This is a genomic window from Streptomyces sp. NBC_01216 (assembly GCF_035994945.1).
GTDB lineage: Bacteria > Actinomycetota > Actinomycetes > Streptomycetales > Streptomycetaceae > Streptomyces.
Genome location: NZ_CP108677.1, coordinates 834855 through 861554, shown reverse-complemented (window position 1 = coordinate 861554; position 26700 = coordinate 834855). Strand labels below are relative to the sequence as shown.

Annotated in this window: 23 protein-coding genes and 1 tRNA gene; 9 read left to right on the top strand and 15 right to left on the bottom strand. The window is 72.5% G+C overall.

Annotated features, from left to right (window positions below; all coding sequences use genetic code 11):
* The first annotated feature begins 114 nt into the window (after positions 1-114).
* Positions 115-909 carry an SGNH/GDSL hydrolase family protein gene (locus OG393_RS03735; protein ID WP_327373113.1) on the top strand — a complete coding sequence of 265 codons (795 nt, stop codon included), beginning with the start codon at positions 115-117 and terminating at the stop codon, positions 907-909.
* On the opposite strand, the gene OG393_RS03730 is transcribed toward OG393_RS03735, so the two are convergent.
* The 6 genes from OG393_RS03730 to OG393_RS03705 form a co-directional block, all read right to left on the bottom strand.
* Entirely contained in the window at positions 896-1789 is an 894-nt protein-coding gene (locus OG393_RS03730; RefSeq protein ID WP_327373112.1) for an STM4011 family radical SAM protein, read from the bottom strand. The genes OG393_RS03735 and OG393_RS03730 overlap by 14 nt on opposite strands.
* A 9-nt stretch (positions 1790-1798) precedes the next feature.
* A complete protein-coding gene (locus tag OG393_RS03725) occupies positions 1799-3136 on the bottom strand; it encodes an STM4012 family radical SAM protein (RefSeq protein WP_327373110.1) in 1338 nt (445 codons plus the stop codon).
* A complete protein-coding gene (locus tag OG393_RS03720) occupies positions 3133-4047 on the bottom strand; it encodes an STM4013/SEN3800 family hydrolase (RefSeq protein ID WP_327373109.1) in 915 nt (304 codons plus the stop codon). The genes OG393_RS03725 and OG393_RS03720 overlap by 4 nt, the downstream gene beginning before the upstream one ends.
* A gap of 62 nt (positions 4048-4109) precedes the next feature.
* Positions 4110-5237 carry an STM4014 family protein gene (locus OG393_RS03715; protein ID WP_327373107.1) on the bottom strand — a complete coding sequence of 376 codons (1128 nt, stop codon included), beginning with the start codon at positions 5235-5237 and terminating at the stop codon, positions 4110-4112.
* Positions 5234-6193 carry an STM4015 family protein gene (locus tag OG393_RS03710; RefSeq protein ID WP_327373106.1) on the bottom strand — a complete coding sequence of 320 codons (960 nt, stop codon included), beginning with the start codon at positions 6191-6193 and terminating at the stop codon, positions 5234-5236. The genes OG393_RS03715 and OG393_RS03710 overlap by 4 nt, the downstream gene beginning before the upstream one ends.
* 232 nt (positions 6194-6425) lie before the next feature.
* Positions 6426-7076, bottom strand: a complete 651-nt coding sequence (locus tag OG393_RS03705; protein ID WP_327373105.1) for a TetR/AcrR family transcriptional regulator — start codon at positions 7074-7076, stop codon at positions 6426-6428.
* A gap of 236 nt (positions 7077-7312) precedes the next feature.
* On the opposite strand from OG393_RS03705, the gene OG393_RS03700 reads away from it, so the two are divergent.
* Complete coding sequence (locus OG393_RS03700) at positions 7313-8512, top strand: MBL fold metallo-hydrolase (RefSeq protein WP_327373104.1); 1200 nt, start codon at positions 7313-7315, stop codon at positions 8510-8512.
* A gap of 256 nt (positions 8513-8768) precedes the next feature.
* A complete protein-coding gene (locus OG393_RS03695) occupies positions 8769-10625 on the top strand; it encodes a hypothetical protein (protein WP_327373103.1) in 1857 nt (618 codons plus the stop codon).
* A gap of 6 nt (positions 10626-10631) precedes the next feature.
* On the opposite strand, the gene OG393_RS03690 is transcribed toward OG393_RS03695, so the two are convergent.
* The 3 genes from OG393_RS03690 to OG393_RS03680 form a co-directional block, all read right to left on the bottom strand.
* The gene (locus OG393_RS03690) at positions 10632-11297 is read right to left on the bottom strand and encodes a hypothetical protein (protein WP_327373102.1); all 666 of its coding nucleotides are present in this window, start codon (positions 11295-11297) and stop codon (positions 10632-10634) included.
* Between the two features lie 40 nt (positions 11298-11337).
* Positions 11338-12126: a hypothetical protein gene (locus OG393_RS03685; protein WP_327373101.1), complete on the bottom strand. Its 789-nt coding sequence runs from the start codon at positions 12124-12126 to the stop codon at positions 11338-11340.
* Between the two features lie 338 nt (positions 12127-12464).
* On the bottom strand, positions 12465-14789 hold the full coding sequence (locus OG393_RS03680; RefSeq protein ID WP_327373100.1) for a protein kinase domain-containing protein: 2325 nt from the start codon (positions 14787-14789) through the stop codon (positions 12465-12467).
* A gap of 637 nt (positions 14790-15426) precedes the next feature.
* Between OG393_RS03680 and OG393_RS03675 the strand changes: the two genes are divergently transcribed.
* The 5 genes from OG393_RS03675 to OG393_RS03655 are packed head-to-tail and all read left to right on the top strand — an operon-like array spanning position 15427 to position 19293.
* A complete protein-coding gene (locus OG393_RS03675) occupies positions 15427-17313 on the top strand; it encodes a sensor histidine kinase (RefSeq protein WP_327373099.1) in 1887 nt (628 codons plus the stop codon).
* Positions 17314-17320: 7 nt separating this feature from the next.
* Positions 17321-17755: a roadblock/LC7 domain-containing protein gene (locus tag OG393_RS03670; RefSeq protein WP_327373098.1), complete on the top strand. Its 435-nt coding sequence runs from the start codon at positions 17321-17323 to the stop codon at positions 17753-17755.
* A complete protein-coding gene (locus OG393_RS03665; RefSeq protein ID WP_327373097.1) occupies positions 17752-18126 on the top strand; it encodes a DUF742 domain-containing protein in 375 nt (124 codons plus the stop codon). The genes OG393_RS03670 and OG393_RS03665 overlap by 4 nt, the downstream gene beginning before the upstream one ends.
* Positions 18104-18727, top strand: coding sequence for a GTP-binding protein (locus OG393_RS03660; RefSeq protein WP_327373096.1), 624 nt, complete (start codon positions 18104-18106; stop codon positions 18725-18727). Before OG393_RS03665 ends, OG393_RS03660 begins: the two co-directional genes overlap by 23 nt.
* On the top strand, positions 18724-19293 hold the full coding sequence (locus OG393_RS03655; RefSeq protein WP_327373095.1) for a GAF domain-containing protein: 570 nt from the start codon (positions 18724-18726) through the stop codon (positions 19291-19293). Before OG393_RS03660 ends, OG393_RS03655 begins: the two co-directional genes overlap by 4 nt.
* 112 nt (positions 19294-19405) lie before the next feature.
* Here OG393_RS03655 and OG393_RS03650 read toward each other — a convergent pair whose 3' ends face one another.
* The 3 genes from OG393_RS03650 to OG393_RS03640 all read right to left on the bottom strand — a co-directional run bounded on the left by OG393_RS03650 (position 19406) and on the right by OG393_RS03640 (position 22798).
* Positions 19406-20605 carry an acyl-CoA dehydrogenase family protein gene (locus OG393_RS03650; RefSeq protein ID WP_327373094.1) on the bottom strand — a complete coding sequence of 400 codons (1200 nt, stop codon included), beginning with the start codon at positions 20603-20605 and terminating at the stop codon, positions 19406-19408.
* Between the two features lie 615 nt (positions 20606-21220).
* Positions 21221-22114, bottom strand: coding sequence for a transketolase family protein (locus OG393_RS03645; RefSeq protein WP_327373093.1), 894 nt, complete (start codon positions 22112-22114; stop codon positions 21221-21223).
* Positions 22115-22147: 33 nt separating this feature from the next.
* Positions 22148-22798, bottom strand: coding sequence for a transketolase (locus OG393_RS03640; protein WP_327378294.1), 651 nt, complete (start codon positions 22796-22798; stop codon positions 22148-22150).
* Between the two features lie 223 nt (positions 22799-23021).
* Here OG393_RS03640 and OG393_RS03635 point away from each other — a divergent pair.
* Positions 23022-23095 (top strand) — tRNA-Pro (locus OG393_RS03635).
* Positions 23096-23194: 99 nt separating this feature from the next.
* Here OG393_RS03635 and OG393_RS03630 read toward each other — a convergent pair.
* The 3 genes from OG393_RS03630 to OG393_RS03620 form a co-directional block, all read right to left on the bottom strand.
* Positions 23195-24430 carry a tyrosine-type recombinase/integrase gene (locus tag OG393_RS03630; RefSeq protein WP_327373092.1) on the bottom strand — a complete coding sequence of 412 codons (1236 nt, stop codon included), beginning with the start codon at positions 24428-24430 and terminating at the stop codon, positions 23195-23197.
* A 1-nt stretch (position 24431) separates the two neighbouring features.
* Complete coding sequence (locus OG393_RS03625) at positions 24432-24746, bottom strand: helix-turn-helix transcriptional regulator (RefSeq protein ID WP_327373090.1); 315 nt, start codon at positions 24744-24746, stop codon at positions 24432-24434.
* 369 nt (positions 24747-25115) lie between these two features.
* On the bottom strand, positions 25116-26144 hold the full coding sequence (locus tag OG393_RS03620; protein WP_327373089.1) for an IS630 family transposase: 1029 nt from the start codon (positions 26142-26144) through the stop codon (positions 25116-25118).
* Between the last annotated feature and the right edge of the window lie 556 nt (positions 26145-26700).

Genomic DNA, 26700 nt, shown 5'->3' with positions numbered 1-26700 from the left:
GCCGGGCCTCGGCGTATTCCGGCTTGGCGCAATCTTGACCGGTGGTGTATCTCACCTGTCGTCAACCCCTCCTTACGGTCGCGTAGGTCACACCCCCGGGGGAAAAATGCTCCCGTGGCAGACGATTCGAGATCAACAGACATCCACGCATTCGGGTCGTACGCGGCGATCGGTGACAGCTTCACCGAGGGCGTCGGAGACCCGGGGCCCGACGGGAAGTACCTCGGCTGGGCGGACCGCTTCGCGGTCCTGCTCGCCGATCAACGGCCGGAGCACGACGCATTCCGTTACGCCAACCTGGCCGTGCGCGGCCGGCTCCTCGACCAGATCGTCGCGGAGCAGGTGCCGCGCGCGAAGGAGCTCGCCCCGGACCTGGTGACCTTCTGCGCCGGCGGCAACGACATCATCCGCCCCGGTACCGACCCCGACGACGTGGCCGAGCGGTTCGAGCACGCGGTCGCCGACCTGACCTCGGCCGTCGGTACGGTCATGGTGACGACCGGGTTCGACACCCGTGACGTTCCCGTGCTGCGGCACCTGCGCGGCAAGATCGCCACCTACACGGCGCATGTCCGGGCCGTCGCCGACCGCTACGGCTGTCCCGTGCTCGACCTGTGGTCCCTCCGGTCCGTCCAGGACCGGCGGGCCTGGGACGACGACCGGCTGCACCTGTCGCCGGAAGGCCACACCCGGGTCGCGCTCCGTGCCGCCCAGGTCCTCGGCATGGAGGTGCCCGCCGACCCCGACCAGCCCTGGCCCCCGCTGCCGCCGCGCGGCACCCTCGAAGTGCGGCGGGACGACATCCACTGGGCCCGGGAGTACCTGGTCCCGTGGATAGGGCGTCGGCTGCGGGGCGAGAGCTCGGGCGATCACGTGGCGGCCAAGCGCCCCGACCTCATGCCCCTGTAGGCGGCCGGGACAAGGGCGCCCCCGGGGGAGACGGCGGCACGGACACGGGGATCCGCTCCAGCACACCGCCCGCGAACACGTCGTACAGCGGCAGCGTCTCCAGGTGGACGTAGCCGATGTGACAGTCGCAGACGGCCAGCGGGCACGCCCGGGGAGTCAGGGCCGCGCGGTACGAGCCGTCGTACAGACCGCCCAGCTCGTCCTTGACGAAGTGACAGCGCCGGACCGTGCCGTCGCCGTCCACCGAGATCACCGACTCGCCGGTCCGGCAGGGGAGACCGGCGGAGCGATGCGGCCGGCGGCTGTACGGGAAGAGGGGGTCGAGGGCGGTCCAGTCCTCGGCCTCCTCGTCGGTGTACGTGTGCCCTTCGGCGGCGTTCACCCACAGATAGACCCGCGGGGGGAGAGCGGCCCGCAGCCGCCGGGCGTCCTCCCGGTGCTCGGGCAGCCCGACGATCCCGACGCTGTACCGCGTCCCCCGGGCCGTCAGCTCGCCGCACTTCGCGAGGAACCGCTCGTAGGGCGTCTGGCCGGGGTGGTAGGTGCACCAGAGCGCCAGCGTGCCGGGATCGGCCCCGGCCGTCCAGTCGGTGCGGCAGCTCAGGTTGGTCTGGATCGCCACCCGTTCGACATGCGGCAGCCAGGACAGTTCGGTGAGCGTGCGCCGGTACCAGGACCGCACCAGGCCCTCGCCCCACGGAGTGAAGAGGATCCGCAGCCGGTCGCCGGTCTGCGCGGCGGCCCAGGCCGCGAACCGCTCCAGCGCCGCCCGGTCCGCGCGCAGCCGCTCGGGGCTGTCACGTCGCTTGGCGAAGGGACAGTAGGGGCAGTCGTAGTCGCAGGAGGCGAGCGGCCCCCGGTACAGGATCGTCAGGTCCACGCGGCCCCCCTACTTCGGCTCGTAGGCCGCCATGGCCGCCCGCACCGCCGGGGAGAACAGCTCCGGACCGATCCCGTCCGAGTGCGCCAGCCCCTCGGCGGAGAGCCGGAGCAGCCCGTCCGGGGCCTCCTGGTCCAGCCAGCCCAGCGACTCGAACCGGGCCAGCTCCTCGGCGAAGTCCGCGTGAGGCGAGGAGCCGAACCGTCCCGTGTACTCCGCCACGGGCATGCCCCGGGCCTGCAGCAGCGACTGCAGCAGATGGCGCCGGCGCGCCTCGCCCGCGTCGACCGGTCGGCCCACCCGGGCGTGGCCGAAGTCCGCGGTGCCCGTGTACACGTCGATGATCGAGCGGATCTCGCGCATGTCGACGGCGTAGTCGAAGGAATAGTGCAGCGTCGAGGTGTAGGAACGGGCGCCACAGCCCAGACCGACCATGCCGTCGGTCTGGCAGGCATGATCGGCGCCACCCTGCGGCGGGCCGCCCGCGCGGCGGAACATCCGCATCGACACCTGCTCGTAGCCCCGCGCGAGGAGGTGGTCCCGGCCGTGACGGTACAGGCGCAGTCGCTGTTCGTCCCACTCCGGGTCGGCGTCGGGCGAGAGCCGGCCCAGCCCGGTGAGCGGACGGACGTACAGCGGATAGAGGTACAGCTCCTCGGGGCGCCAGGCGAGGGCCGCGTCCAGCGAGCGCCGCCAGCTCTCCTCGGTCTGCCCGTCGATGCCGTAGATGAGATCGATGTTGAGCACCGGTACGCCGGTGTCCCGGATGCGGCCGAGCGCGGCCTCCACCTCCGCTCGGCGCTGCGGACGCACAGCGGCCCGCGCCTCCGACTCGACGAAGCTCTGTACCCCGATGCTCAGGCGCGTCGCGCCCCGGTCGGCGAGCACCGCGAGCCGGTCGGCGGTCGCCGTCGACGGCGAGGTCTCCACCGACAGCGGCACGGCCCGCAGGTCGGCGCCCATCCGCCGTTCGGCGATGTCGCAGAGGCGTTCCAGCTCGCCGGCGGTCAGGAAGGTGGGCGTGCCTCCGCCGAAGGCGGCCGTCGCGAAACGGACCGGGGAGCGCTCCCCGAGCGCCTCGCGGACGGCGGACGCCTGCCGGTCCAGGGCGTCGAGATAGCGGGTGGTCAGCTCGTCCGGGGCGCCGATCCGGGTGAAGAGATTGCAGAAACCGCAGCGGACCTCGCAGAACGGCACGTGCGCGTAGAGGGAGAGCGCGTCCTTGGGCTCGTGCGCCCACAGAGCGGCGAGCGAGGGAGCGGGGTCGGGCAGCCTCCGGTACGCCGTCTTGTGGGGATAGGCGTACACGTAGCTCTGGTACGGGCGCGGGGGCTCGGGGCGCGTCATGCCGCCGCCTCCTCGCGCGGACCGGCGGCACCCGGCGTGCCGGGGCCGGGGTCCGCGGACCCCGCGTCCGGGGCTCCCGCGGGGGCGGGGTCCGAAGCCTTACCGGTGGCGGGACCGTCCAGGAAGAACTGCGCGTACGGCACGGTCCACACCACCTCGTGGCCGAGCCGGTGCCCGGTGAAGCCGTCCTCTCCGTAGGCCGTGCCGTGGTCCGAGCAGACGATCGCGAAGCAGCGGCGGCGGCTGCTCATGGCCGCGAAGAGCCGGCCGATGTGCCGGTCGACGTACTCGAGGGCCGCGGCGTGCGTGGCACGCGTGTCGCCGTCCTCGCGCGTCGCGCCCGGCAGGTGGAACCAGTTGGGCTGGTGCAGCGCGGACACGTTGACGAAGAGGAACAGGCGCCGGCCGGCCGGCAGCGCGGCCACGACCTCCTCGGCCCGGTCCACCTGGGCCTCGAACGACACCGGGGAGGCGACCCCGAACGCGGGCTCCCAGTGGCTCTCCTGGAACAGCCCCGGCAGGACCGCGCCGAGCGGCGGTCGCTTGTCGAAGAAGCCGACTCCGCCGACGCAGACCGTCCGGTAGCCCTCCGCGGCGAGGCCCGAGACCAGGTCGGGCGTGTCCAGGACGAAGGTGCCGTCGGCCGTGCTCTCACTGCCCGCGAACCGGGCGGCGAACAGCCGCGGATGGGGACCTTGCACGGCCGGGGTGGGCAGGAAGCCGGCGAAGATCGCCTGGTGCGAGGCGTACGTGAAGCTGCCCGGAGCGTGCCGGCGCTCCCACCGGCCGCCCGGCAGGTGCCGGGCCAGGTTCGGGATGCGGCCCGAGGCCGCCAGTTCGACGGCCACGTCATGGCGCAGGGTGTCGAGGGTGACCAGCAGGAGGTCGTGGCTGCCCACGACCGTGTTCATGTCGGGCTCGCGCGTGCCTGCCGCGGAGGCCGTGTCCGGTGCGGGACGGACCGTCGGGGGATTCACCTGGTGCTCGTTCCTGTGGTGCGGGGAGTACGGAGGAGGGCGGCCACCTGCGCCGCGTAGGTGTCCAGGCCCTCGGCGCCGCTGCCGGGCAGCCCGGTGAGGCCCGGCAGGAGATCGCCGAAGGCGTTGACCTCGCCCACGGCGAACCGGCGCCAGCCGACCGAGGGCAGCAGGTCCACTCCGACGCAATGGGTCCCGGGGAAGGACGCCGCCGCCCGCTCGCACACGCCGAGCGCGTCGGACCAGCGGGCTCCGGCCCGCTCCACCGCCTCCCGCGCCGCGCCCAGGCTGCCCCGGGTGCCGCCCAGGTGGAGGTTGGTCATCGGGAAACGGCTGGTGCGGACGACGGCATGGGTGGCGCGGCCGTCGACCACCACCACCCGCAGATCGGCCGCGCGGCCCTCCTGCGTCGCCTTCGGTAGCCAGCGCTCGATGTGCAGACCGTCCGGGGCGAGCGCGTCCACGACGGCGGCGACCTCCCGCTCCGTCGTGTAGTGGCGCACCCGAAGGGAGTTGAAGAGCCTGCCGTCCGGCCCGCGCTCCACGGAGGTGGTGGCGTGCACCCGGCCCGCGCCGTTCGTCTGCACGGCGAGCACCCCCGAGGCGGAGGAGCCGTGGGCGAGTTTGACGAAGATCCGGCGCAGTCCGGCGGCCGAGGACAGGGACCGGACGTCGGCCCAGCTCTCCACCGGCGGCGCGTGCGGCCCGGAGGTGGGCGAGTCCGGCACCGGGACCCCTGCCTCCCTCAACCGCGCGTGGGCCAGCCTCTTGTCGAACAGCACGGCGAGTTCGGCCGGGTCGTCGAGCAGTACCGCCGCCGCCGTGGCGGCCGACCGGGCGAGATCCGCCGCGGCGACGGTGAACGCCCGGTACCAGCGGGCCGTGCCCTCCACCCGTGTCGGATCGTCCGCACCGCGCAACATCCGCTCCACGTCCGGGTCCTCACCGGGCGAGTCCAGCCGGACCGTCTCGCCCGCCCGGAACCCGGCCCGGCCCCGCAGGACGTCGGCCCACGGCACGACCCGTGCCTCGGGCAGCCCGGCGGCCCGCACGGCGTCGCGGAAGAACGCGACACGGCGGTTGCCCGGATTGCCGACGACGGCGAGGCGCGGGGCGGAGGTCATTCCGCGACCGCGACGTACCGGTAGGTCTCCCCGTCGCCGTACGTCTCCGGCAGCTGCCGGTCTGAGACGTCGACCTCCACACCGTGCGGTGCGAGGGCCGCGACGATCCGCTCGCCCATCTCCTCGGAGAGGAAGTGGTGTGCGAGGCCGAGGCGCCCGAGGTGGGTCAGCGGCCGTCCGGCCAGCAGCGCGGCCGCGCCCTCGTCGGTGAGCGTGCCCATCGACAGGTCGAGGTGTGCGATCCGCGAGACCACGGGAGAGGCCGCCACGGCGGCGGCTATCGCGTCCTGGACGTCGCTGTCGCGCAGCGCGAGCCGGCGCAGTGCGGGGAAGCCGGTGCCGGCGAGCAGCGGTTCCAGGTCGGCGGGTGTGCTGTCGCCGCCGTACTGGTCGGTGCCGAGCCAGAGTTCGAGGTTCTCCAGGGCGGGCAGGTCGCTGCCCGCGATGCCGCGCACGACCTCGGCGCCCAGACCGCCAGACTCGACCACGAGGGTGCGGAGTCCGGAGTGCCGGACCGACGGGAAGAGCAGACCGCTCCCGCCGCGCACACCGAACTCCCGCAGCCGCGGGTAGGCGGCGAGCAGCGGCGTCACGTCGGTCTGCTGGATCCACGAGATCTCGCAGTCCTCCCCGGTCATGTCACCGAGGAAGAGGGCGTCCAGCGCGGTGAGACGGTCACCCGCGCCGACGAGGGAGGTGACGATGTCCGCCGAGGAGTCCTCGTACGCCTCGTCCCAGCCGCCGACGACCAGGGCGCGGACCCGGGACACGTCGACCCGAGCGAGGAAGCGGTCGAAGATCTCCGCCCACTGCTCGTCGCCGTCCTCACAGTACGTCGATGCAGACAGGCGCCAGGCGACGGAGGCCGGGTCCGGCAGCAGGGCCGTGGAGTCAGGGCCGGGGAATTCGTACACGGGCAGACCGTGCAACTCCCGGAGTCGGTCCGAAATCGTCATGAGTGCTCCAGGGGCCGGGCGGCGTCGATCAACTGTCGTCAGAGTTCTACCAAGGTCCACTGACAGCCTGGTGCGCCGGGGCGGCCGGGTGGTCGCGGCGGACCCGTCCGCGGCCGGGACGGTGGCCGAGCGGATGCGTCGAGACGCGGACTCGCCCGCCCCGGGGCCCGTCGGCGGCCCGTCGCCGGTGCGCGGAACAGGCCGGTCCCGGCCGTCCCGCTTCCCGGCCGCGCTACCGGACGGGCCGGGACCCGTCCGTCGTACCGGCGTCCGCCGTACCCCCGTCCGGGGCGGAGAGCCCCAGCTCGCGGGAGAGCGCGTCGTCGGCCCACTCCAACATCGCCGCCCGGGAGAGCGAGCCCGTATAGGAGGTCATCTGTACGGCGAGCCCGTCCAGGAACGCCGTCAGCCGCCAGGCCGCGGCGGCCGGGTCCTCGCAGACGAACTCACCGGCGGCCCTGCCCTCGGCGATCACCCCGGTCAACGCCGCCTTCCACTGCTGGTCGAGCCCCTTGGCGACCTCGCGCAGCGCGGGGTCGCGCAGCGCCGCCGCCCAGCCCTCGATCCACAGCCGCCAGCCCTTGGCCTGGCCGGACGGCGCGTACCAGCGGACCGCCGCGCGCAGCCGCCGCTCCGCCGACGTGCGGCGGGAGAGCACCTTGCGCAAACGGCCGAGATCGCTCTCGGCCGCGTAGGCGAACGCCTCGGTGACGAGCTTCTCCTTGGTCGAGAAGTGATACAGCACGAGCGCGTTGCTCACCCCGAGCGCGGAGGCGACGTCGGCGATCCGAACGGCCGCGCATCCGCGCGCCTCGATCTGCTCCACCGCTGCCCGCAGCAGTTCCTCCCGTCGCTCCGCCACGCTCAACCGCACTCTCGTCACGCCGGGCAGCCTACGCCGTGTGGCCTGCGTGAACCCACGACGCGGCACTGATCGACCGTGCGCGCCGACGCCCGGTCCGGCCGCCCTCCGCCGGACGGCGACGACCGGCCCGGACACCGGCGCCGTCGGTGACATGACAGAGATCGGCCGCGTGGCGATCAGTCAGGGCCTCTGGTCGACCGGGAAAGCCCGGATCCGCTCATAATGGAACGATCCCCCGACTCTCAGGAGGTCCTGTGACCGGCACTGGCTCCGACCGTACGTTGCGGGCCCGTCTGCGCGCCCTGCGTCCGGAGGCCTTCGGCGCCGACCCGACAGGCGCGCGACTGGACCGCATCCGCCGCTCGCCGAACTTCGCGGACGGCGTCTTCCAGAACCCCGTGTCGGCCCGCCACCGACCCTCCGGTTCCACCGTCGAGTTCGCCAAGGTCTACTTCGAGAGGGAAGCCCGGGTGCACCGGGCCCCCCGAGCCCCGATCCCGGTCCACGCCACCACCCTGGCCGACCTCGCCCGGCCGCCGGCCTCCGGGCTGCGCGTCACCTGGATGGGGCACTCCAGCGTCCTCGTCGAGATCGACGGCCGCCGGGTGCTCTTCGATCCGGTCTGGGGCGAGCGTTGCTCCCCCTTCCCGTTCGTCGGGCCCAAGCGGCTCCACTCCGTTCCGGTGCCCCTCGCCGAGCTCGGGCCGGTCGACGTCGTCGTGATCTCGCACGACCACTACGACCACCTCGACCTGCCCACGATCAAGGCGCTGGCCTCGACCGACACGGTCTTCGCGGTTCCGCTGGGCGTCGGAGCCCACCTGGAGCGCTGGGGCGTGCCCGCCGCGCGCCTGCGGGAGCTGGACTGGAACGAGACCACCGACGTCGGCGAGCTGCGGCTCACCGCCACGCCCGCCCGTCACTTCTGCGGCCGGGGCCTGCGCAACCAGCAGCACACCCTCTGGGCGTCCTGGGTCGTCGCCGGACCCGAGCACCGGATCTACCACAGCGGCGACACCGGGTACTTCCCCGGCTTCGCCGAGATCGGCGCCGCGCACGGTCCCTTCGACCTGACCATGATCCAGATCGGCGCCTACTCCGAGTACTGGCCCGACATCCACATGACCCCGGCCGAGGGCATGCGGGCCCACCTCGATCTGCAGGGCGGACGTCCGCACGGTGTGCTGCTGCCGATCCACTGGGGCACCTTCAACCTGGCACTGCACGCGTGGGCGGAGCCGGGGGAGTGGACGCAGGACGCGGCCGAGGAGGCCGGCCAGGCGGTGGCGTTCCCGCGGCCGGGCGAGCCCTTCGAGCCCGCGGGGAAGTTGCCCGCGGAGCTCTGGTGGCGCGGGGTGTCCCACCCGCTCGCGCACCCGTGGAGCGGCACCCGGCGCGTCGGGACCGGGGCCGGGACGCGCAGCGGCGATCTCGACCTCGCGGGTGAACGCTGACGCCGCACGGGTAGACCGTCCGTGCGCCGCCGGACCCGCCCACGACGGGGGAACGGACCCCGGGGAGCGCCGTTCGCACGCCGCGCCATCCCGGGGCCGTGAGGTCGCGGTCCGTTCCCGGAGGGCGCGGCGGCGCCCGGCGATCCGAGCCCTCGCCCGCCCGCGAGGGGCTGTCGCGGCCGACGGTCGTCTCGTAGCGTGTCAGTCCAGGCGGGGCGCCGCGTGGACTGACACGCAGGGGTGGGTGGTGGGAGGGATGGGTGGAACCAGCGGAGCGGCACGACCGGGAACGGCGCAGCTCACCGCGCTGGAACGGACGGTGGCGACCCACCGGCTGGTGAACCTGACCGGACCTCTTGGCTCGGGCAAGACCTGGATGGCCGCCCGGCTCGGCCCCGCGGCCCGCGTCGAGCTGGACCGTCCGGGCGCGCTCGACGCGCTGGCCCGGGAACTCGGCGCACCCTCCGCCCGCCTCCTGGTGATCGACAACGCGGACCGGCGCGAGGACCTGGGATCGTTGCGCGACACCCTGGACCAGGCGGGGGACACCCGTCCGACCGTGCTGGTGCTCAGCCGCAAGCCGCTGCTGTCCGCCCCGGGCTGGGCCGGTTCCGAGGTGGTCACCGTCGCCGTGCACCCGCTGCCGGACGCGGAGGTCGGGGCACTCGCGGCGGCGGCGCGGATCGACTCCCCGGCCGGGCGCGCGCTGGTGACCTCGCTGGCCGGCGGCGTTCCGCTGCTGGCCGAGTCGGCCTGCCGCGCCCTCCACGACGGCGTTCCCCCCGATGTGCCCGGCGCCGTGGCCGACCACGTCACCGAGGACATCCTGCGCCGACTCGGCCGGGAGCTGCCCGGAATCCGTCGGCGCAACGCGCTGCGGCTGCTCGCCACGGTGGGAGCGGGCGACGAGAGGCTGCTGCGGGCCGGGCCCGAGCTCTTCACCGGACTCGCGGCACTGAGCCTGGTGCGGCGGACCGCCCTCGGCCTGGCCCTGCCTGACCCCTACCGCCAGGTCATGGAACTGGCCTACCGTTGGCGCCGCCCCGTGGAACACGGCACCCTGCGCACCCGTGCCGCCGGATACCGCGCCGCCCAGTTGCGGGCGGCGCGCACCCCCGTCGAGCGCCTCCGTCTCGTGGAGCAGGGGCTTTTCCTCGCCGGCGATCCGTCCGTCCGCCGGCTCCTGCGGCCGATGGCGCCCTCCCCGGCCTCGATCCGGCCCGCCGTCGCCGCCGACGCCGACGCCGTCGGCGCGCTCCTGCACCAGTGGGCGCTGCACAACGGCTTCGACCCACGCCGTTCCGACCGCCTGGCCGAGCGGTGGCTCGGCGAGGGCACGGCGGACTTCGTCATCGCCCGGGACGAGGAGGGGCGGCCGGTCGGGGTCGCGAACCTCACCGTGATCGAGGAGCGGACCCTCTCCGGGGCCGAGCCGTTGCTCCAGCAGCACGCGGACCGGTTCCTCGCCGGAGCCGAGCCCGCCGGCCTGTTCATCGGCGCGGCCTTCTGTCCCGACCCGGTGATCCGCGCCCAGATCCTGCGGCACACCCTGACGCTCGCCGTCCGGTACGGCCGGTCCGTCGTCTCCACCGCCAGCCCCGACTACCAGAGCCTCCTCGGCGGCCTGCGCTTCCGCCCGCACGGCGCCGTCCGTGACGACGTCTACGGAGGCGGACACCCCCCGCGCGTCTTCAGCGGTGACATGACCCCCCATGAACTCCCGGCCTGGCTGGGCAGGCTGACCGACGCCGACGCCGACGCCGACGGCACCGCGTCTGTCGCCGCCGGCCCCGATCCCCGGCTCGTCGGCCGCGCGCTGCGGCGGATCGGCGACCCGGTGGCACTGGCGCGCAGTCCGCTGCTCGCCGCACCGCACATCGCCGGTGTGGCCGGCCTGCGCGCCTGGCTCGACGACGCCGTCCGCACGCTCGCCCAGAGCCCGTCCCCCACGGAGGCCGAGGCGGGCCGGGTACTGCGGACCTACTACCTGGAGCGGTGCGCAAGCCACGACCAGGCGGCGGCCCGTCTGCACCTCAGCCGGGCCACGTACTTCCGCCGGCTGAGGCACGGACTCTCCGTCATCGGCGCCAGGTTCACCGCGGCCGGGGAATGACGGGAGTCAGGTCGTCGACTCGGCGATCAGCCAGGACGCGCCCGCGGAGTCGGCGCAGAGGTGAATCCAGATCAGCCGGTCGGCCCGACGGATGACGTATGTGCTGACCGGGTTGTTGTACATGTCCCCGAAGCCCTCGGCGTAGTCGACGCGCACCTCGCGGGGGATGGAGTCCCTGATCTCGCCCGGCATCGGCGAGTCGGTGACGCGGACCCCACCCAGCGCGGTGACCGCCGAGCCGACCGCGGCCGTCAGCTCGGGCCCGGAGAACTCCCTGCCGTTGCGTGCGTAGACCGGCGACTGGTGGACCCTGCCCTCGACCCACTCCAGACGGTCGCCCGTCCAGAACGGGACACGGCCGTGCGGGACGACAGGGATCGGCGCGTTCGGGTTCTCGAAGCCCTCCGGGATCGTGAGGTAGGGGAAGTCGCCCAGGGGTGCCTCGGAGAGGGGCACCGCCGCCGGGTCGAAGGCGGACGTGCCCGCGGACGCGTCGGGTGACGGGCTTCCCGGGTCCTCCTCCGAGAGGGCGGAGGAACGCGCGGCCGTGGACGTCGGTGAGGCCGACGCGTGGTCCGCCGTGTCTCCTCCGCCGCAGGCCGCCCCGAGCGGCAGCAGGAGGGTGATGACCGCGACGGTGCGTGCGGTCCGGGTGAATCGTTCGATGGTCAACGGTGCTCCCCCAAGGGCGATGTGCTGCTCCGGCGTCGGGTCAGCGCGGCAGATCGGACGGCAACCGGATGGGCTTGCCCCAGTTCGTGTAGTCCTGGCGTCCCGTCTCCGTACGGCCCAGAAGGGTCACGGTGGACACGGTGCGCATCGGCAGGAACCTCGTGTCGACCCAGATCTGGTAGTCGTCGTAGGCGACGTCCCCGAGCTTCGGGTGACCGGTGTAGCGAATCGTCCGGCGGCTGTTCACGGTCTCCACGGAGGAGGACGCCGGCTGCCAGTCGGAGCTGGCGAAGAACTCCTTCCGCACGCGCGGGTCGGTGAGCGCCAGGTAGGACCTGACCACGGCGTCGGCCATCGTCTCCTGCGCGGTGCCACCCGACTTGGCCTCGGTCCAGCCGCCGGGCCCCTTCAGCCAGCCCCGCTCTTCCCGGATGAGGAGTTCCCGCCCGTCCGACAGCTTCAGGTACAGCTCGAAGGGCTTGCGCATTCTCACCGGTCCGCCGGCGGAGGAGTCCGGGTACGTGGTGGTCATCCGTGCGGTCCCGGCCAGGTCGGTGGCGCTCACCAGGCACTCGGCGAACACCGCGCCCGGGACGGGGTCGCCCGGCTCGGCGAGTCGCTTCGCGCACGACTCGGACATGCCCGTCCCCGCCGCGCCGGTCTCCGTGTCCCCGCCGGGGGCGGTGGAGACCGCCCCACCCGACGGCCTCGCCGACGCGTCGGACGGCGCGCTCCCGGAGCCGCCCTCCGCGCAGCCGGTCAGTCCGGTGGCCACGACCGCGACCGCCCCGGCGAGTACGGCCAGGCGTGATCCGAGTCGTCCGCCCATGCTGCTTCCCCCTGTCATCCGTTCCCCCGTCACCTGTGTCCTGTCACCTGGTGGGCCGCACCGCGTGTTCCGTGCACGGAAGTCCGAAGGTATCCGGGCCTCGTGCCCCGGAAGTCTCAATGCCGTCTCAACCTGTGCCGTCGCCCGGCCGGGGCACGCCGGAGCGCCGCCCGGTGGGGGTCTTCGGGTGCCGCTTCCGGGCACTCCGGCGGGGTGGCGGGCGCCGTCGGCGCCTCGCGGCGACGCGAAGCCCGGAACGTCGCCGCCCGCGGTGATGCGGCCCTGCGGCTCTGTGCCGTCCAGACTGGGACGGCACAGAGCCGCAGGGCCGGTGGTCGTCAGCGCCAGGCGGGGTGGCCCTCCGAGGAGGAGGCGGGGGAGAGGGAGTACGCACCGGTGCCGTCCGCGCGGACGGCCCACACCCATGGCCGCTCGTACGGGCCGCGGACGAAGGCCAGCCAGCTGCCGTCCGGGGACCAGGCGGGGTCCATCTCGTGCGCTCCGGTCGCCACCAGCGCCCGGTCTCCGGTCCCGTCGGTACCGATCAGCCGGATGTCGCCCTGGGTGCCCTCGCCGTACTTCCCCGCCGTGTAGGCGAAGGTGCGGCCGTCCGGCGACCACACCGGGTCGAAGGCCGGGTGCGGCAGCCGGGTCAGCTGCCGGGGGGCGGAGCCCGGGGCGGCAGGGTCCACCAGGTGGATCTGCCAGCCCGCGTCGCCCGCCTGCATGCAGACGGCGATGCGGGTGCCGTCGGGTGACCAGGCGGGGTCCTCGACCCGGCCGGTGCCCGTGGTGAGCTGCCGCGCCGCACCGTCGGCGATGTCCACCACGAACAGCTGCTGGACGCCCTTCGCGGTCCGGAGCACGGCGAGCCGGGTCCCGTCGGGCGACCAGGACACCCGTCCCCCGGCGATGGACGCGAGGCGCCGGGAGTTCGAGCCGTCGGCGTCTGCCAGCCATACCGACGCGCCGTCCTCGGCGACCCGGGTGTAGGCGAACGAGCGGTGGTCCGGCGACCACTGGGGAAGCATGACGCAGGGATCCCCGGTGATCAGCCGGACGGGAGTGGCGTTGCCGGGGTCGCGACGCGCGATCGACCCGTGGCAGCTCTTCGGCCAGCCCGGCTCGGTGTCCTCGCGGATCAGTACCGGGCCGGTGGGGAAGGGAGCCGGACCGGTGGCCGTCGGAGTGACCGGGCCGTCGGCCCCCTTCCTGTCGCCGGTGGAGATCCCCGACCAGGGGTGCCACAGCGACAGGCCGACCGCCGACAGCGAGAGCACCACGGCGGCGGCGACCAGCGCGGGCGTCCGCCGCGGCGTGCCCGTTCCCGGCCCGCCGAACGCACCCGGTCCGCCCCCCGCGCCGGGCGCCGCGGAGTCCGCTCCTCGCCCGCCCGGCGGCGTGGTGTCCGCCTGCGTGCCGGGCCGCCCGTCGGGCGCCGCCGTCACCGTCGGGGAGCCGTGCCGTCCCTCCGGGCCCGGAGGGACGGGCGGTGCCGCCCCGGCGGGGGCGGTCGCGGGCGGAACCGGGGTGGGCGTGGTGGCCCCGGCCGGGGGTCGTGCGTCCCGGCCGCTCGGCCGGTCCGCGGCGCGCGGGTCCACCGTCCGCGGGTCGATCGTCCGGGGGCCGGCGTTCCACGGCGCGGTGCCGCGCGGGTCCGGCGTCGCCGCGTCGGCCGGCCCGGCACCGTCCTGTCCGGGGTCCCTTGGGTGAGGTGTCCCCGAAGGCGGCGCTTCCGCTGCCGGAGACCCGGTGCGGAACGCCGGAGCCCGTTCCGTCCCCGCCGTGGGCGACCGGTCCCGGACGCCGCGGGGAAGCAGGACCGTCGCCGCCTCCGGCAGCCAGTCGTCCCCCTCCGGATGGCGGACCGCCAGCCGACGCAGGAAGTCGCCGGGTGAGGGGCGGCCCGCCGGGTCCTTCGACAGGCACTCGGCGACCAGCGTCCGCAGCCCGTCCGGCACCGCGGTCAGGTCCGGCTCCTCGTGCACGATCTTGTAGTGGCGGGCCATCGACGGACCGTCGCCGAAGGGCGAGCCGCCCGCCGCCTGGGTGAGCACCACGCCCAGCGCGAAGACGTCCACGGCGGGCGTCACGATGCCCCGCGTCAGCTGCTCGGGAGCGAGGAAGCCGGGGGTGCCCACCTGGAAGCCGGTCTGGGTCAGCACCGTGCCGTCCAGGGCCCGCGCGATGCCGAAGTCGATCACCCGCGGCCCGTCCTCCGCGACGATGATGTTCGCCGGTTTGAGGTCCCGGTGGACGACCCCCGCCCGGTGGATCGACTCCAGGGCCTCCGCGAGCCCGGCGGCCAGCACCGTGAGCGTGTCGGCCGGCAGGGCTCCCACCCGGTCCAGGACGGCGGCCAGCGTCGGTCCGGGTACGAACGCCGTCACCAGCCAGGCGGGGTCCCCGTCCGGGTCGGCGTCGACGACCGGTGCGGTGTGGAAGCCGCTCACCCGGCGCGCCGCCGCCACCTCGTCGGCGAACCGGCGCCGGAATCCGGGTTCGGTGCTCAGCTCGGGTCGTACGACCTTCACCGCTACGGCGCGGCCGGAGGGGGAGCGGCCCAGGTAGACCACACCCATGCCGCCCTGGCCCAGTCGGTGGGTCAGGTGGTAGCGGCCGTCGCCGACCGAGGCGGGATCGCCCGGTATCAGTGGCTTCATGGAAGTGCATCCCCGTTCCGCACCGTGCGTGGGTGCTTGCATGTCATTACCGGCCACGGCGTCGGACAGTCAAGCCGGGCCCGGTGTCGCCCCGGCCGCCCGGCGCCCGCGCCGGGGCGAAACGGGACGACGTGCCACGCACTGGGTCGTGAGGGTCCGAACCGTTACGGACGGTCACGGCCCCTTCGCAAGGGTGACGATGCGAACCGTCGCACGGCGGGCGCGGGGCGGTGCGGACGGCCGCACTCCGAAGGAAGAGGAGGGAGGGGAGCGTGGCGGAGGCGTCGCCGGTTCCGGACGGCTGTGGGCCGCGACGCGGAAGGGTGTGGGTCGATTCCGGTCACGGCGTGATTCCGTGACGCGCGCGGGTGTGCGGGCGCCTGGCCGCTCCTCCGCTCAGCGATCCCCTCGCCGTTGCGTCGAGAACCGGCCGAATGTTCTCGGCCTGTCACGCGAAGGCCGATACCAGAGCGGGGCGTTCTACGGGTAAGTTTGCCAACTGCGCACCCCACCCGAACGGTTGACGACTACAGTGGGTACTTGGTGATCATCGGTAGGCTCATCGCACCCATGTCAGTACGCCCCCCGTCGTCCCCCCGTAGTTACGCCGATACCCGGGCACGTACCAAGGACACTCATGTCTCAACTTCGCGCACCTGCCACGCGGTCCGACCGCCGCGAGGGCGGGCGCCACGGCCGGTCGGGCGCCCGTCCCGCTCCCGGTGCGGGGGCTCCCGACCCCGCACAGCGTTCCGCCCCCCATCCCGCGGAAGCCCGTATCCGCCCCCAACTCCTGCGCACCTCGGTCCTTCCCGCCGTCGCCGTCGCACTCGGCGGAGCGGCCGCGGTCCTCTTCACCCTCCGCTCCACCGGAGCGAGTCCGTCGCCCGGCCTCTGGGCCGCGCTGACGGGAGCCGCGGCCCTCACGGTCGCCTCCGTGACCGCGGCGGCGCTCGGCGCCGACCGGGCCGCCAAGTCCGTACTGGACCGCTGCAACGCCCTGCGCCGCTCCAGCGCCCGAGGGCAGAGCGAACTGCGCGCGGTCGTCGAGCAACTGCGCCGCGGGGAGGGCCCGCCGGCCCGCCCGGCCCCGCCGTCCGGTGCCGCCTCCGGTGATGAGTTCGACCTACTCGCACAGGAGCTCGGCCGGTCCCACGAGGCCGCCGTCGCCGCCGTGGTGCAGGCGTCCCGCCTGTCCAGCAGCGTCGGCAACGAACAGAAGGTCGAGGTCTTCGTCAACCTCGCCCGGCGCCTCCAGTCCCTTGTTCACCGCGAGATCCAGCTCCTGGACGAGCTGGAGAACGAGGTCGAGGACCCCGAACTCCTCAAGGGCCTCTTCCACGTCGACCACCTCGCGACCCGCATCCGCCGGCACGCCGAGAACCTCGCCGTGCTCGGCGGCGCCATCTCCCGGCGTCAGTGGTCGAATCCGGTCACCATGACGGAGGTGCTGCGCTCCTCGATCGCCGAGGTCGAGCAGTACCCGCGCGTCAAGCTGGTGCCACCGATCGACGGCACGCTCCGCGGCCACGCCGTCGCCGACGTCATCCACCTGCTCGCCGAACTGGTCGAGAACGCCACACTGTTCTCCGCCCCGCACACCACCGTGCTGATGCGGGCCCAGTACGTCACCGCCGGGCTCGCCATCGAGGTCGAGGACCGCGGCCTGGGCATGCCGGTCACCGAGCAGAACAAGATGAACGCGCTGCTCGCCGACCCCGACCAGGTCAACGTGGCCCACCTGCTCCAGGACGGCCGCATCGGCCTCTTCGTGGTCTCCGCCCTCGCGCGGCGCCACGGCATCGCCGTCCGGCTCCAGTCGAACATCTACGGCGGCGTCCAGGCCGTCCTCGTCCTGCCGCAGGGGCTGCTCGGCTCCGAGCCGGACCGGCTCCCCCAGAGCGAACCCCAGACCGGTGCCGCGGCCCAGGCCCAGGCCCAGTCGCAGGCGCAGGTTCCCCCGGTCGCCGCCGAAGCGGCCGTCCCCGCCGTGCCGCCCGCGCGGCCCGCACCCGAGGCCGTACCGTCGCCCCGGCACACACCGAACGCGGCGCCCCCGGCCGCGCCGTCCCCGTACGGGGACGGCGCACCGCGCACTCCGGCACCGGAGCGGCCCGCCGCCCACGTGCCGCAGACCTACACCACCTCGCCCCCCGGATTCCAGCCGAGGCCGGCGAACGACAACCCCGGGACCCGGCCCCCCACGTACGACGCCGGCCCCCTCCCCGTACGGGGCGAGCACACCGCACACGTCCGTAGCGGTGCCGGACCCGGGTCCCCGAAGACCCAGGCGGCGCCCCCGGCCCCCCGCCGTCAGGCACCGGGCCGCCCCCTGCTCCCGAAGCGGCGCGCCCAGGAGCACCTCGTCCCGCAGCTACGTGACGAGCCCCCGGCCCGCGCACCCGAGGAACACACCCTGCACGACCCCGGCCTGATGGCCGCCTTCCAGCGAGGCATCGGACTGGCGGAATCCCAGTCCGCGGCCCATGAATCCCAGCGTCCCGGCGACGCGCACAAGGAGTAGATGCACCATGGCGAGCAATGCGCCGACCGGCCATTCCTCGGATCTCGACTGGCTGCTGACCGGCTTGGTCCAGCGGGTCCCCTACACCCGCAACGCGGTTCTGCTCTCCTCCGACGGCCTGGTCAAATCGGTCCACGGCCTCGACACCGACGCAGCCGACCACATGGCGGCGCTCGCCTCCGGGCTGTACTCGCTCGGACGCAGCGCCGGCGCGCGGTTCGGCGACGGCGGCGAGGTCCGGCAGGTGGTCGTCGAACTCGACTCCACCCTGCTCTTCGTCTCGACCGCCGGCTCGGGCACCTGCCTGGCCGTGCTCGCCGGGCGTGAGGCGGACGCCGCCGTCCTCGGCTACGAGATGGCCATGCTCGTCAAGAGCGTCCGGCCGTACCTGGCGACACCGGCCAGACAGGCCGCCGGCGCGGCGGGCAGCACGGGGCGGTGAGCGTGACGTCCCAGGAGGGGCCCTGGCTCGACGACGCGGCGGGGCGGCTTATCCGTCCCTACACCGTGAGCGGTGGCCGGACCAAACCCACCACCGCGCTGGACCTCCTGTCGATGGTGATGGCCACGGGTTCCTCTCCGCAGGGCCACATGGGCCCCGAGCACAGTCTCGCTCTCGGGCTGTGCGACGGGCCCACCTCGGTGGCGGAGATCGCGGCGCACTTACGGCTCCCGGCCGTCGTCACCAAGGTCCTCCTCTCCGACCTCGTGGACTGCGGGGCGCTCACCGCCCGGGCGCCCCGCTTCCACACCAACCCAACCGACCGTTCCCTGCTGGAGGCAGTGCTCGATGGCCTACGACAACGGCTCTGAGCGCCACGACGGTCTCGCGGCCGACCCCTTCCCCACCGCACTGAAGATCCTGGTGGCGGGCGGCTTCGGCGTGGGCAAGACGACCTTCGTGGGCGCGGTCAGCGAGATCGAACCGCTGAGTACCGAAGAGCTGCTGACCCAGGTCAGCGCGGCCACCGACAGCCTGGTAGGCGTGGAGGGCAAGACCACGACCACCGTCGCGATGGACTTCGGGCGCATCACCCTCGACGACCGGAACGTGCTCTACCTGTTCGGTACTCCTGGGCAGGAACGCTTCTGGTTCATGTGGGACGAACTCTCCGAGGGTGCCCTCGGGGCGGTCGTCCTGGCCGACACCCGCCGCCTGGAGGACTGCTTCTCGGCGGTCGACTTCTTCGAGCGGCGGGGCATCGGGTTCGTCGTGGCGGTCAACGAGTTCGACGGCGCGTACCGATACGAGCCGGACGAGGTCCGGTCCGCGCTCGACCTGAGACCCGAGGTGCCGGTCGTCCTGTGCGACGCCCGGATATCCAGCGCCGGCATCCGTACCCTCCTCACCCTCGTCCAGCATCTGCTCACCACCACCCCGGCCACCGTGCCGAGCTACGGAGCCACGACATGACCTACGACCCGACCGGTCATCTGCTGCTGACCCCCGTCGACCGGGAGGCGCCCGTCCGTGTGCAGCGGCTGCGCGAACTGGGTCTGGGGGAGCGGCCGGAGCAGGCATTCGACGATTTCGCCCACCGGCTCGCGGACGTGACCGGCGCCCCCTATTCCATGGTCAACTTCATCGACGAGCACCAGCAGTTCTTCGCAGGGCTGCACACCCCGGCCGGTACCCACTCGGGCAGTGACCTGGGTGCGGCGGCTGCCGGCGGCAACGTGGGCCGGTTCATGGCACGCGACCACGGCTACTGCCCGCACGTGGTGGTGCGACGCAAGGCCCTGGTCCTGGAGGACGTCTGCGACTACCCGCGTTTCGCGGGGAATCCGGTCGTCGACGAGATCGGCATCCGCTCCTACATGGGCGCGCCGCTGATCGACCGCACAGGCGTGGCACTCGGCACGATCTGCGTGGTCGACACGGACGTCCGGCCGTGGGGCCGGGCCGGTCTCGAGACGATCAAGACGCTGGCCGCGGAGCTGGTGGAGCAGATCCACCGCCGTGAGGACGGACTGCTCTGAGGGACTTACGCACCCCGGCACGAGAGCGGCGCCCCGGAACGGCTTCGGCCGGGCCGGGGCGCGTGTGCGTGGGGACCCGGGGGAGGGGGGAGGAGGTACGCGATCCTTGCGATCAGGCGTGGGCCGGCTCCCTTCGTACCAGGTCGGAGAGCCGCTCGGACCAGCTGCCCTTGGCGGTGCCCAGGGCCACCTCGGCGAGGCGCAGCAGCTGGATGTCGGAGGTGCCGGCCGGGGCGAAGATGTGGTGGGCGTCCCGCAGGTAGCGCTCGATCGGGCGGTCCGTGAAGAGCCCGGCGGCGGCGTGGACCTCCATCGCGTTGCGACCCGAGTCGAGGGCCGACTCGACGTTCACGAGCTTGGCGTTCATCAGCTCGGCGTCGCAGGACACGCCCTGGTCGAGCAGGTGGACCGCGTGGTAGGCGGTGAGCCGCGCGGTCATCAGGCGGGACTGCATCTGGCCCAGCTTCAGCTTCACGGTGGGCAGTTCGTGGAGCGGGTTCCCGTAGCGGTGCCGTTCGGTGGCGAACTGCGTGGTCTCCTCCATGATCGCCTGGTGGATGCCGAGGGAGACGGCCGTCAGATTGGCCCGTCCGTACAGCACGCTCGACGAGTACGCGACGGCGAGGCCCTCGCCTTCGTCGCCGAGCCGGTTGGCTGCGGGGACACGGCAGTTCTCGAAGATCAGCTCGCCGAAGCTGAAGCCGTGCAGGCCCATGGCCTGCTGCTGGGGGCCGGTACGGAAGCCGGGACGGTCCGACTCGACCAGGAAGGCCGTCAGGCCCTTGGAGCCGGGGCCCGTCCGCACCACCACGCCGTGGAGATCGCCGACGTGGCTGTTGCCGACGAAGACCTTGCTGCCGTTGAGGACGTAGTCGTCCCCGTCGCGGACCGCGCTCGCCGTCATCCCGAGGACGTGACCGCCCGAGCCGGGTTCGGTGACGGCGATGGTCGGCAGGCACGCGCCCGCGGCGATGGCGGGAAGCCACGTCTTGCGCTGCTCGTCGCTGCCGAAGTGGACGATCTTGGCGGTGCCGAGCTGGGATGCCTGGACCATGGCGCCCATCGCACCGCTGACCCGGGAGAGCTCCTCGATGATGATGGTCTTGGCCAGATGGCCGGCCGCCATGCCGCCGTACTCGTGGCCGATTGTCGCTCCCAGCCAGCCCTGTTCGGCGATCAGCCGCGACAGTTCGTGATGGACGGAACGTGCCGCCTCCATCTCGGGTATGCGTGGCCGAACCTCACGCTCCGCGAAGTCCCGGACGCTCGACCGCAGCTGATGATGCAGTCGGCTGGTGAAGTAGCCGTCCATACGAGTCCTCCCTGCGAAACGCCTGTTCGCGTGATTGTTCGAACAGGTGGTGCATCGGCAGTGACCCCGTCCCGAACAGGCCGACCACCACATGGTGTTGATCTTTCGAGACCGGAGCAATATCGCCACGGACTTTGTCCGAAACAGGACTGATTGACGTTTGGAACCGACTGTGTTTCGCATGGTCTTGGCCTAGTCGGTCCGGCGAACGGGACATTCCCCTTGGGCGCGTTTCTGCCACCTGTCCTTGGCGATCAGTGCGCGGAAGTATGCCGATCAGGACGGATGATTCACTACATCAGTCACTTCTTCATCAAAGATTCGGCATGCCGGAGTTGATGCCGTGCCCTGCGAAGGCCGCGACGACGGGCCTCCCGGGCCCGCGCGGCCTTCGGTCCGGCAGCGGGACCGGCGCAGGAGGGTGCGCGGGAGCGCGAGGAGCGCTACGGGGAGTGAGTGGCGTGCGGCCCGTCGTGTCCGCCGCGGCGCGCGCCTGGCTCCGCCGTCGAGCGGGAGCTGCCCTCCGCGGCGCCGGCGGTGCCGCAGCCGGACCGGGGCGGGGGCCGACGGCGTACCGGGGCGGTGGCGCTGCTCTCTCCCCGGGTCCGGGGCTGGTCACTGGCCGAGGAAGGCCGTGATCCGCCCCCTCAGCCCGGCCGCGTCCAGCCCCTGGCCGGCCAGGTGCTCCTCGACGCTCCCGTACCTGCGCAGCTCGCGCCGCGCGACGCCCAGGCCGAGCACGCGGTGGGGCAGGTCCATCAGTGCGTCGTCGGCCGCGGACGTGGACGTGCCGGCGAGGTACGGCTCGACCAGGACGACGTCCGGGCGGGAGACGTCCACGGCCCGGCGCAGACCGTCGGCGTCGAAGGGACGGATCGTGGCCGTGTAGAGGACGGTCACATCGAGGCCCTCGGTGGCCGCGAGGACGTCGTCCAGCATCGGACCGACCGCGACGACCACGCCGTCCCGGCCCGCACGGACCGAGGTGAAGCCACCGGTGGCGGTTCGGGACGCGGCGTTGGACTGGGTCGAGAGCCGGACATAGACGAGGTCGTCGCCCCGGACGGCCCGGCGCACCAGCTCCTCCGCCTCGTCCGGATGGCCGGGCACGTGGACCGTCCAGCCGTCGAGGGTGTCGAGCAGGGCCACGTCACCGGGAGACATATGGGTGAACCCGCCGGCCGGCCAGTCGTACGAGGCGCCGGCGCTGACCAGGACCCCGGCAACACCCTGGTGGCCGAAATCCAGCTTCAGCTGCTCGAAGGGACGCTCCACGAGGAAGCTCGCGAAGGTGTGCAGCAACGGACGCATGCCGGTCAGGGCGAGTCCGCCGCCCGCGCCGACCAGCAGCTGCTCGCGGATCCCCACGTTGATCACCCGGTCAGGGTGTCGTCGTTCGGCCTCCCGGAAACCGTCCCGGCTGATCTCGGCGAGGACGACGGCGAGGCGAGGGTCCTCGTCGAGCAGTCGGCTGGTGGTGGAGACGAAACGGTCGCGCATGGTGTCCACGGAAAGGTGCTCCTCGGTCCGGTACGGTGGGGTTCAGGCGTGCTTGGGCTCGACACGGGCCACGACGACCCGCGGTCGCCCGGGGTGCGGCGCGGTGTAGGCGGCGTGCAGCGCCTCGTGATCACGGCCGTCGACGGTCTGCGTGGACCATCCGGCGGCCTCGAAACGCGACGCGATCCCGCCGGGCCGGCCGTATGTGGCGGAACCGTTGTCGATCACCACGGTGTGCAGCTGCTCCAGGCCGGCGGGGCCGGCGTAGGCGAGCGCCTCGTGGTTGCTGCCCTCGTCCAGTTCGGCGTCGCCGATCAACACCCATACCCGAGGCTCGGACAGGCCCTGTGCCCGGAGCCCCAGCACGCTCCCCACCGCCAGGGGCAGCCCGTGCCCCAGCGACCCGCTGCCGATCTCCGCGCCCGGCACGAGCGTCCGGTCCGGGTGGTGCCCGAGCGGCGAGTCGTACGACCCGAAGCCGGCGAGGAGCTCCTCCGGGAAGAACCCCTTCGCCGCGAGGACGGCGTAGTAAGCCATGGGTCCGTGGCCCTTGGACAGCAGGAAGCGGTCTCGCCCCGGGTCCCCGATGTTCTCCGGCGTGACCCGCAGCACCCGGTCGTACAGCACCCACAGCGCGTCGAGCGTGGACGTGGCGGCCGGCGAGTGCTTCTCGTCGCCGGTCATGAGGGCCATCAGCCGGTTCAGCCGGTCGAGGCCGGCCCGGGAGTCGTGGCGGACCCGCGGGGTCCGCGGTGCGTGCGAGGCGAGGGTGTCGACCGTGTTCGTCATGGCAGCCACCGTGCTACCTCAAGTGGACTTGAGGTCAAGCCCGGGAAGTGGTTCGTGAGCACCGGGGGAAGTGCGGTATTGTTCTCATGCGCGTTCGGCCAGGGGAAACCCCAGGTCAGACGGGCATCGGGACGTGGCGCAGCTTGGTAGCGCACTTGACTGGGGGTCAAGGGGTCGCAGGTTCAAATCCTGTCGTCCCGACTCGAAAGAGTCGCAGGTCAGAGGCCGTTTTGGAGCAATCCAAAACGGCCTCTTGATCGTTTTTGGGGACCAGTTGGGGACCAGGGCGGTCAGTGCGGGTCAGATTGCGGTGACGGCCGTGACTGGCAGCGAACGAGGTGCACGGAGCACCATGAGGTGCGCAGACAGCGCGGCACCAGCTGCGGTGATCTGGCCGGCGTCGGGGTGCAGGTAGCGCTGAGTGGTGGTCAGCGAGCCGTGCCCGGCGATCTTGCGCAGGACGTGGAGCGGCACGCCGGCGTCGGCGAACCAGGTCAGTCCGGTGTGGCGCAGGTCGTGCCGTCGGAGGTGTTCGAAGCCGAGTTCCGTGACGACGTCGTCCCAGTGAGTGGCGTCGCGCAGGACCGCGGTGGAGATGCGACCGCCACGCGGTCCGAAGAAGATCCGGGCATCGGGGTCATTGCCGACGGCCAGCAGCCGCTGGGCGACCATCGGCCGTACTTCTTCGATGAGGGGTACCTTGCGGGCGCGCTTTCCCTTGGTGGCCTTGTCGACGAGACCGCCTTGGGCGGGGGTGGTCTGCCGTCGTACGGTCCAGATCCAGTTGTCGGTGTCGATGTCCTTGACGCGGACTCCGGAGACCTCGCCGATGCGGGCTGCTGTCGATGCGGCGAAGGTGACCACGTCGCCCCAGCCCTGGTATTGGCCGTATGAGCGAGCGACCAGGGCCTTGGCGAGGGCCCGGAGGGTCTCCCAGTCCGGCAGGGCAAGCGCACGCGGGTCGTTCAGTTCGTCCTCGACCTGCTGGTACTGGCGCTGCCAGCCGCTGACCCGGGCGGGGTTGACCTTGATGAGCCCGTCGCGAACGGCCTGCTCCATGACGCGAACGAGGACGGCGATGGTGTTCTTCACGGTGGAGCGGCTGTATTCGTCAGCGATCCACCGGTAGACGGTGCGGTCCACTGCACCGTTGGTGATCATTCGAACCGGCAGGTGCCCGAGGGAGGGCACTACGCGCAGACGCCAACCGGCCATATAGGGGTCGAGTGTCTTGAGTTCCAGCCCTCGAAGCGCGAGGTCCATGTTTGCGGTGCCGTAGTCGGCCAGCGGCATGGTGGCAAGCGACGGGTTGATGCCGGCCTGGGCGGCCTCGACCAGGGCAGAGATCCACTCCTGGGCTTCATCCTCGGTCTCCTTGGCCTCAGAGACGGACTTGCGGGACTTGGTCTCGGGGTCCCACCAGCGCACGCGTGCCCGGTAGGGCGAAGGGCGATTCGGCCGGTACTCGACATCAGCGGTGAGACGGACCCCGATCGGAACGGCTTCGACAGCGGCGGTGGGTGTCGCTATCGCCATGTCAGGCCGCCTGTTCAGGGTCGACGCGGCGACTGCGCAGCCAGTGCTCGACGTCGATCGCGCTGTAGAGGGTGACGCGATCGGACACAGGGACGAACGGCGGCCCCTGCAGGGGGCGGGCGGTGCGCCAGCGACGGAGTGTGGAGGGATCGACGTTCAAGATGCCTGCGAGTTCATCGGTCGTTAGCCATTTGCCGGTGACCAGATCGGGGGAAACGTTTCGTCCGCTCTTCGCGGATTCCTGGGATGACATGGGGTCCTTGCGATGGCGTAGAACGCCGATCGGGCGAGTCGGTGCAAGAGACAGGTCGGTCACGCTCCCCTGTGTGGAGGAATGGTGGGACGACGACCATAGGGGGAACGTTTGAAAAGTCCAGCGAAAGACCGCCGGATTCGCACACGGAGAACAACTCCGCTGGTGGGTGCGGCTGGCTGAGGGTCCATCCGAGGCAGCGGTTTGCTCTCGAGGGCCGCGGCTCACTGAGTGATCAATGCGCCTAGCCCGAGACGATTCCGCCCCGAGGTGGAAGGCGCGTGGCATCCCCGTTCGGGCTGTGGGGCGGTGGTTGGCTTCCGGAACGAGTCTTGGGCGCCGTGGCGCTCCCGGAGCAGGGCGGCGCTAGGGATTATGGGATCGAAGCTGTGCCATCGGACGACAGGTATTGAGCCGAAACTGATGGGTTTCCTACTGGATCGTGTAGCGGACGTGGCGGCCGTGGAAGTAGCCGGACACGATGTGGGGTTGGCGCTGTCGGCGGTGTAGGAAGCGGCGGGTTTCGCGGGCGAGGTCGTCGGTCGAGGTGGCGCGGGCCGCGTGGATGTGGTGTTTGAGGTCGGCGTTCAGCAGCGCGTCGGGGTTGAGTTCAGGGCTGTAGCCGGGCATCAGGTGCAGCTCGATCCGCTCGGCGTTCTCGACGAGCCACTCCTTGACGGCCTTGCTGCGATGGACCGGGTGCCGGTCGACGATGACATGAACCTTGCGGCGGGCCTGCGCGGCGAGGCGGTCGAGGAACGCGCAGAACACCTTCGCGGTGAACTTGCCGGGGAAGACGGTGAACCACAGCGCGCCCCGCGAAGCGACCGCGGACATGATGTTGACCCTGAAGCGGCGGCCGTTGACCCGCACGATCGGGGTGTGCCCGGCGGGGGCCCAGGAGCGTCCGGGCGGAGCGGTGTCGGACCGCAGGCCGCACTGGTCGGCCCAGACCAGCTCGGCCTTCTCCCGTCGGGCCCGTGCGGCGATCGCCGGGTACTCCTCCTCCAGCCAGGCCCGCACCTGTGCGGGCTGCTGCCGGTAGGAGCGGCGGGCGGGACGCTGCGGCGTGAAGCCATGCCGACGCAGCCATTTGCCCACCCCCTGTTCCGTCATCGACACCCCACACACCAGCCGGATCAAGGCTCTCGTCGAGGCACGGGTCCACATCACCCCGCTCTGCCCCAGGTCGGCCGGGGTGTAGTCCCGCATCGCCCGCAACACCGCACCGCGTGCGCAGCTATCGAGCAACTCGCCTTTCCCCGCCCGCGATTCACGCTCCGCCGCCAGCAGCGCTGGCCTGCCACCAGCCTTGAAGGCCCGCCACCAGGTGCCCACCGACCTTTCGGACACGCCGAACATCTCCGCGGCCCGGCCGTACGTCGCCACCCGCCCCGACTCCAGCGCCGCAACCACCCGCAGCCGAAGATCCTCCTGCGCATCCGGCGACAGCCGACGCATATCCCCACCCTCGATCACACCCGATCAACGACCAGGCAACCGATGAGTTTCGGCTCAATACCTTTCGACTCGAGTGCAGGGAAGCGGCGGTGGAGTTTCGATCATCTACACGATCCCCGGTTTCGGAAACCGGGGATTTGCAGCTATATTCCGCCGTGCATCGGCCGCATAGTCGGGTGAAGGAGCCCGGCTTCCGCGGCTGCCCCTTCACCAACGCCGCGGCGGAGTACCCCCACCACGAGGAATCCGGGCGCCCATCGCCGATGACCGTGCCTGACTGCCCGCCCTTTTCACACGCCTCTTGGCGCCGCTCGGCGCTGACACGGACAGCGGACTCGTCGCAGCCCTTGTACGGCTCTGCGACGGGGCCCGTCACCGCCGCGCACCTCGACCGGACCCCGGACAGCGCCCTGACCGCCCGCGCGACCGCCGAGCTCCTCCTGACGGCTCGGCTCCCGGGGAACCGGTAGCCGACACGCACCGGATCGGCCCAAGCGCCAGCCCACCGGCGGGTATGCGACGACGCCGACCTCTTCACCCCGATAACCGTCGGGTC

Excerpts from the sequence above, each read along its gene's own strand:
- OG393_RS03680 (WP_327373100.1), bottom strand. The coding sequence starts at position 14,789 with ATGAAGCCACTGATACCGGGCGATCCCGCCTCGGTCGGCGACGGCCGC.
- OG393_RS03715 (WP_327373107.1), bottom strand. The coding sequence starts at position 5,237 with ATGACCTCCGCCCCGCGCCTCGCCGTCGTCGGCAATCCGGGCAACCGC.
- OG393_RS03675 (WP_327373099.1), top strand. The coding sequence starts at position 15,427 with ATGTCTCAACTTCGCGCACCTGCCACGCGGTCCGACCGCCGCGAGGGC.
- OG393_RS03670 (WP_327373098.1), top strand. The coding sequence starts at position 17,321 with ATGGCGAGCAATGCGCCGACCGGCCATTCCTCGGATCTCGACTGGCTG.
- OG393_RS03685 (WP_327373101.1), bottom strand. The coding sequence starts at position 12,126 with ATGGGCGGACGACTCGGATCACGCCTGGCCGTACTCGCCGGGGCGGTC.
- OG393_RS03725 (WP_327373110.1), bottom strand. The coding sequence starts at position 3,136 with ATGACGCGCCCCGAGCCCCCGCGCCCGTACCAGAGCTACGTGTACGCC.
- OG393_RS03720 (WP_327373109.1), bottom strand. The coding sequence starts at position 4,047 with ATGAACACGGTCGTGGGCAGCCACGACCTCCTGCTGGTCACCCTCGAC.
- OG393_RS03620 (WP_327373089.1), bottom strand. The coding sequence starts at position 26,144 with ATGCGTCGGCTGTCGCCGGATGCGCAGGAGGATCTTCGGCTGCGGGTG.
- OG393_RS03655 (WP_327373095.1), top strand. The coding sequence starts at position 18,724 with ATGACCTACGACCCGACCGGTCATCTGCTGCTGACCCCCGTCGACCGG.
- OG393_RS03650 (WP_327373094.1), bottom strand. The coding sequence starts at position 20,605 with ATGGACGGCTACTTCACCAGCCGACTGCATCATCAGCTGCGGTCGAGC.
- OG393_RS03660 (WP_327373096.1), top strand. The coding sequence starts at position 18,104 with ATGGCCTACGACAACGGCTCTGAGCGCCACGACGGTCTCGCGGCCGAC.
- OG393_RS03630 (WP_327373092.1), bottom strand. The coding sequence starts at position 24,430 with ATGGCGATAGCGACACCCACCGCCGCTGTCGAAGCCGTTCCGATCGGG.
- OG393_RS03710 (WP_327373106.1), bottom strand. The coding sequence starts at position 6,193 with ATGACGATTTCGGACCGACTCCGGGAGTTGCACGGTCTGCCCGTGTAC.
- OG393_RS03640 (WP_327378294.1), bottom strand. The coding sequence starts at position 22,798 with ATGGCCCTCATGACCGGCGACGAGAAGCACTCGCCGGCCGCCACGTCC.
- OG393_RS03695 (WP_327373103.1), top strand. The coding sequence starts at position 8,769 with ATGGGTGGAACCAGCGGAGCGGCACGACCGGGAACGGCGCAGCTCACC.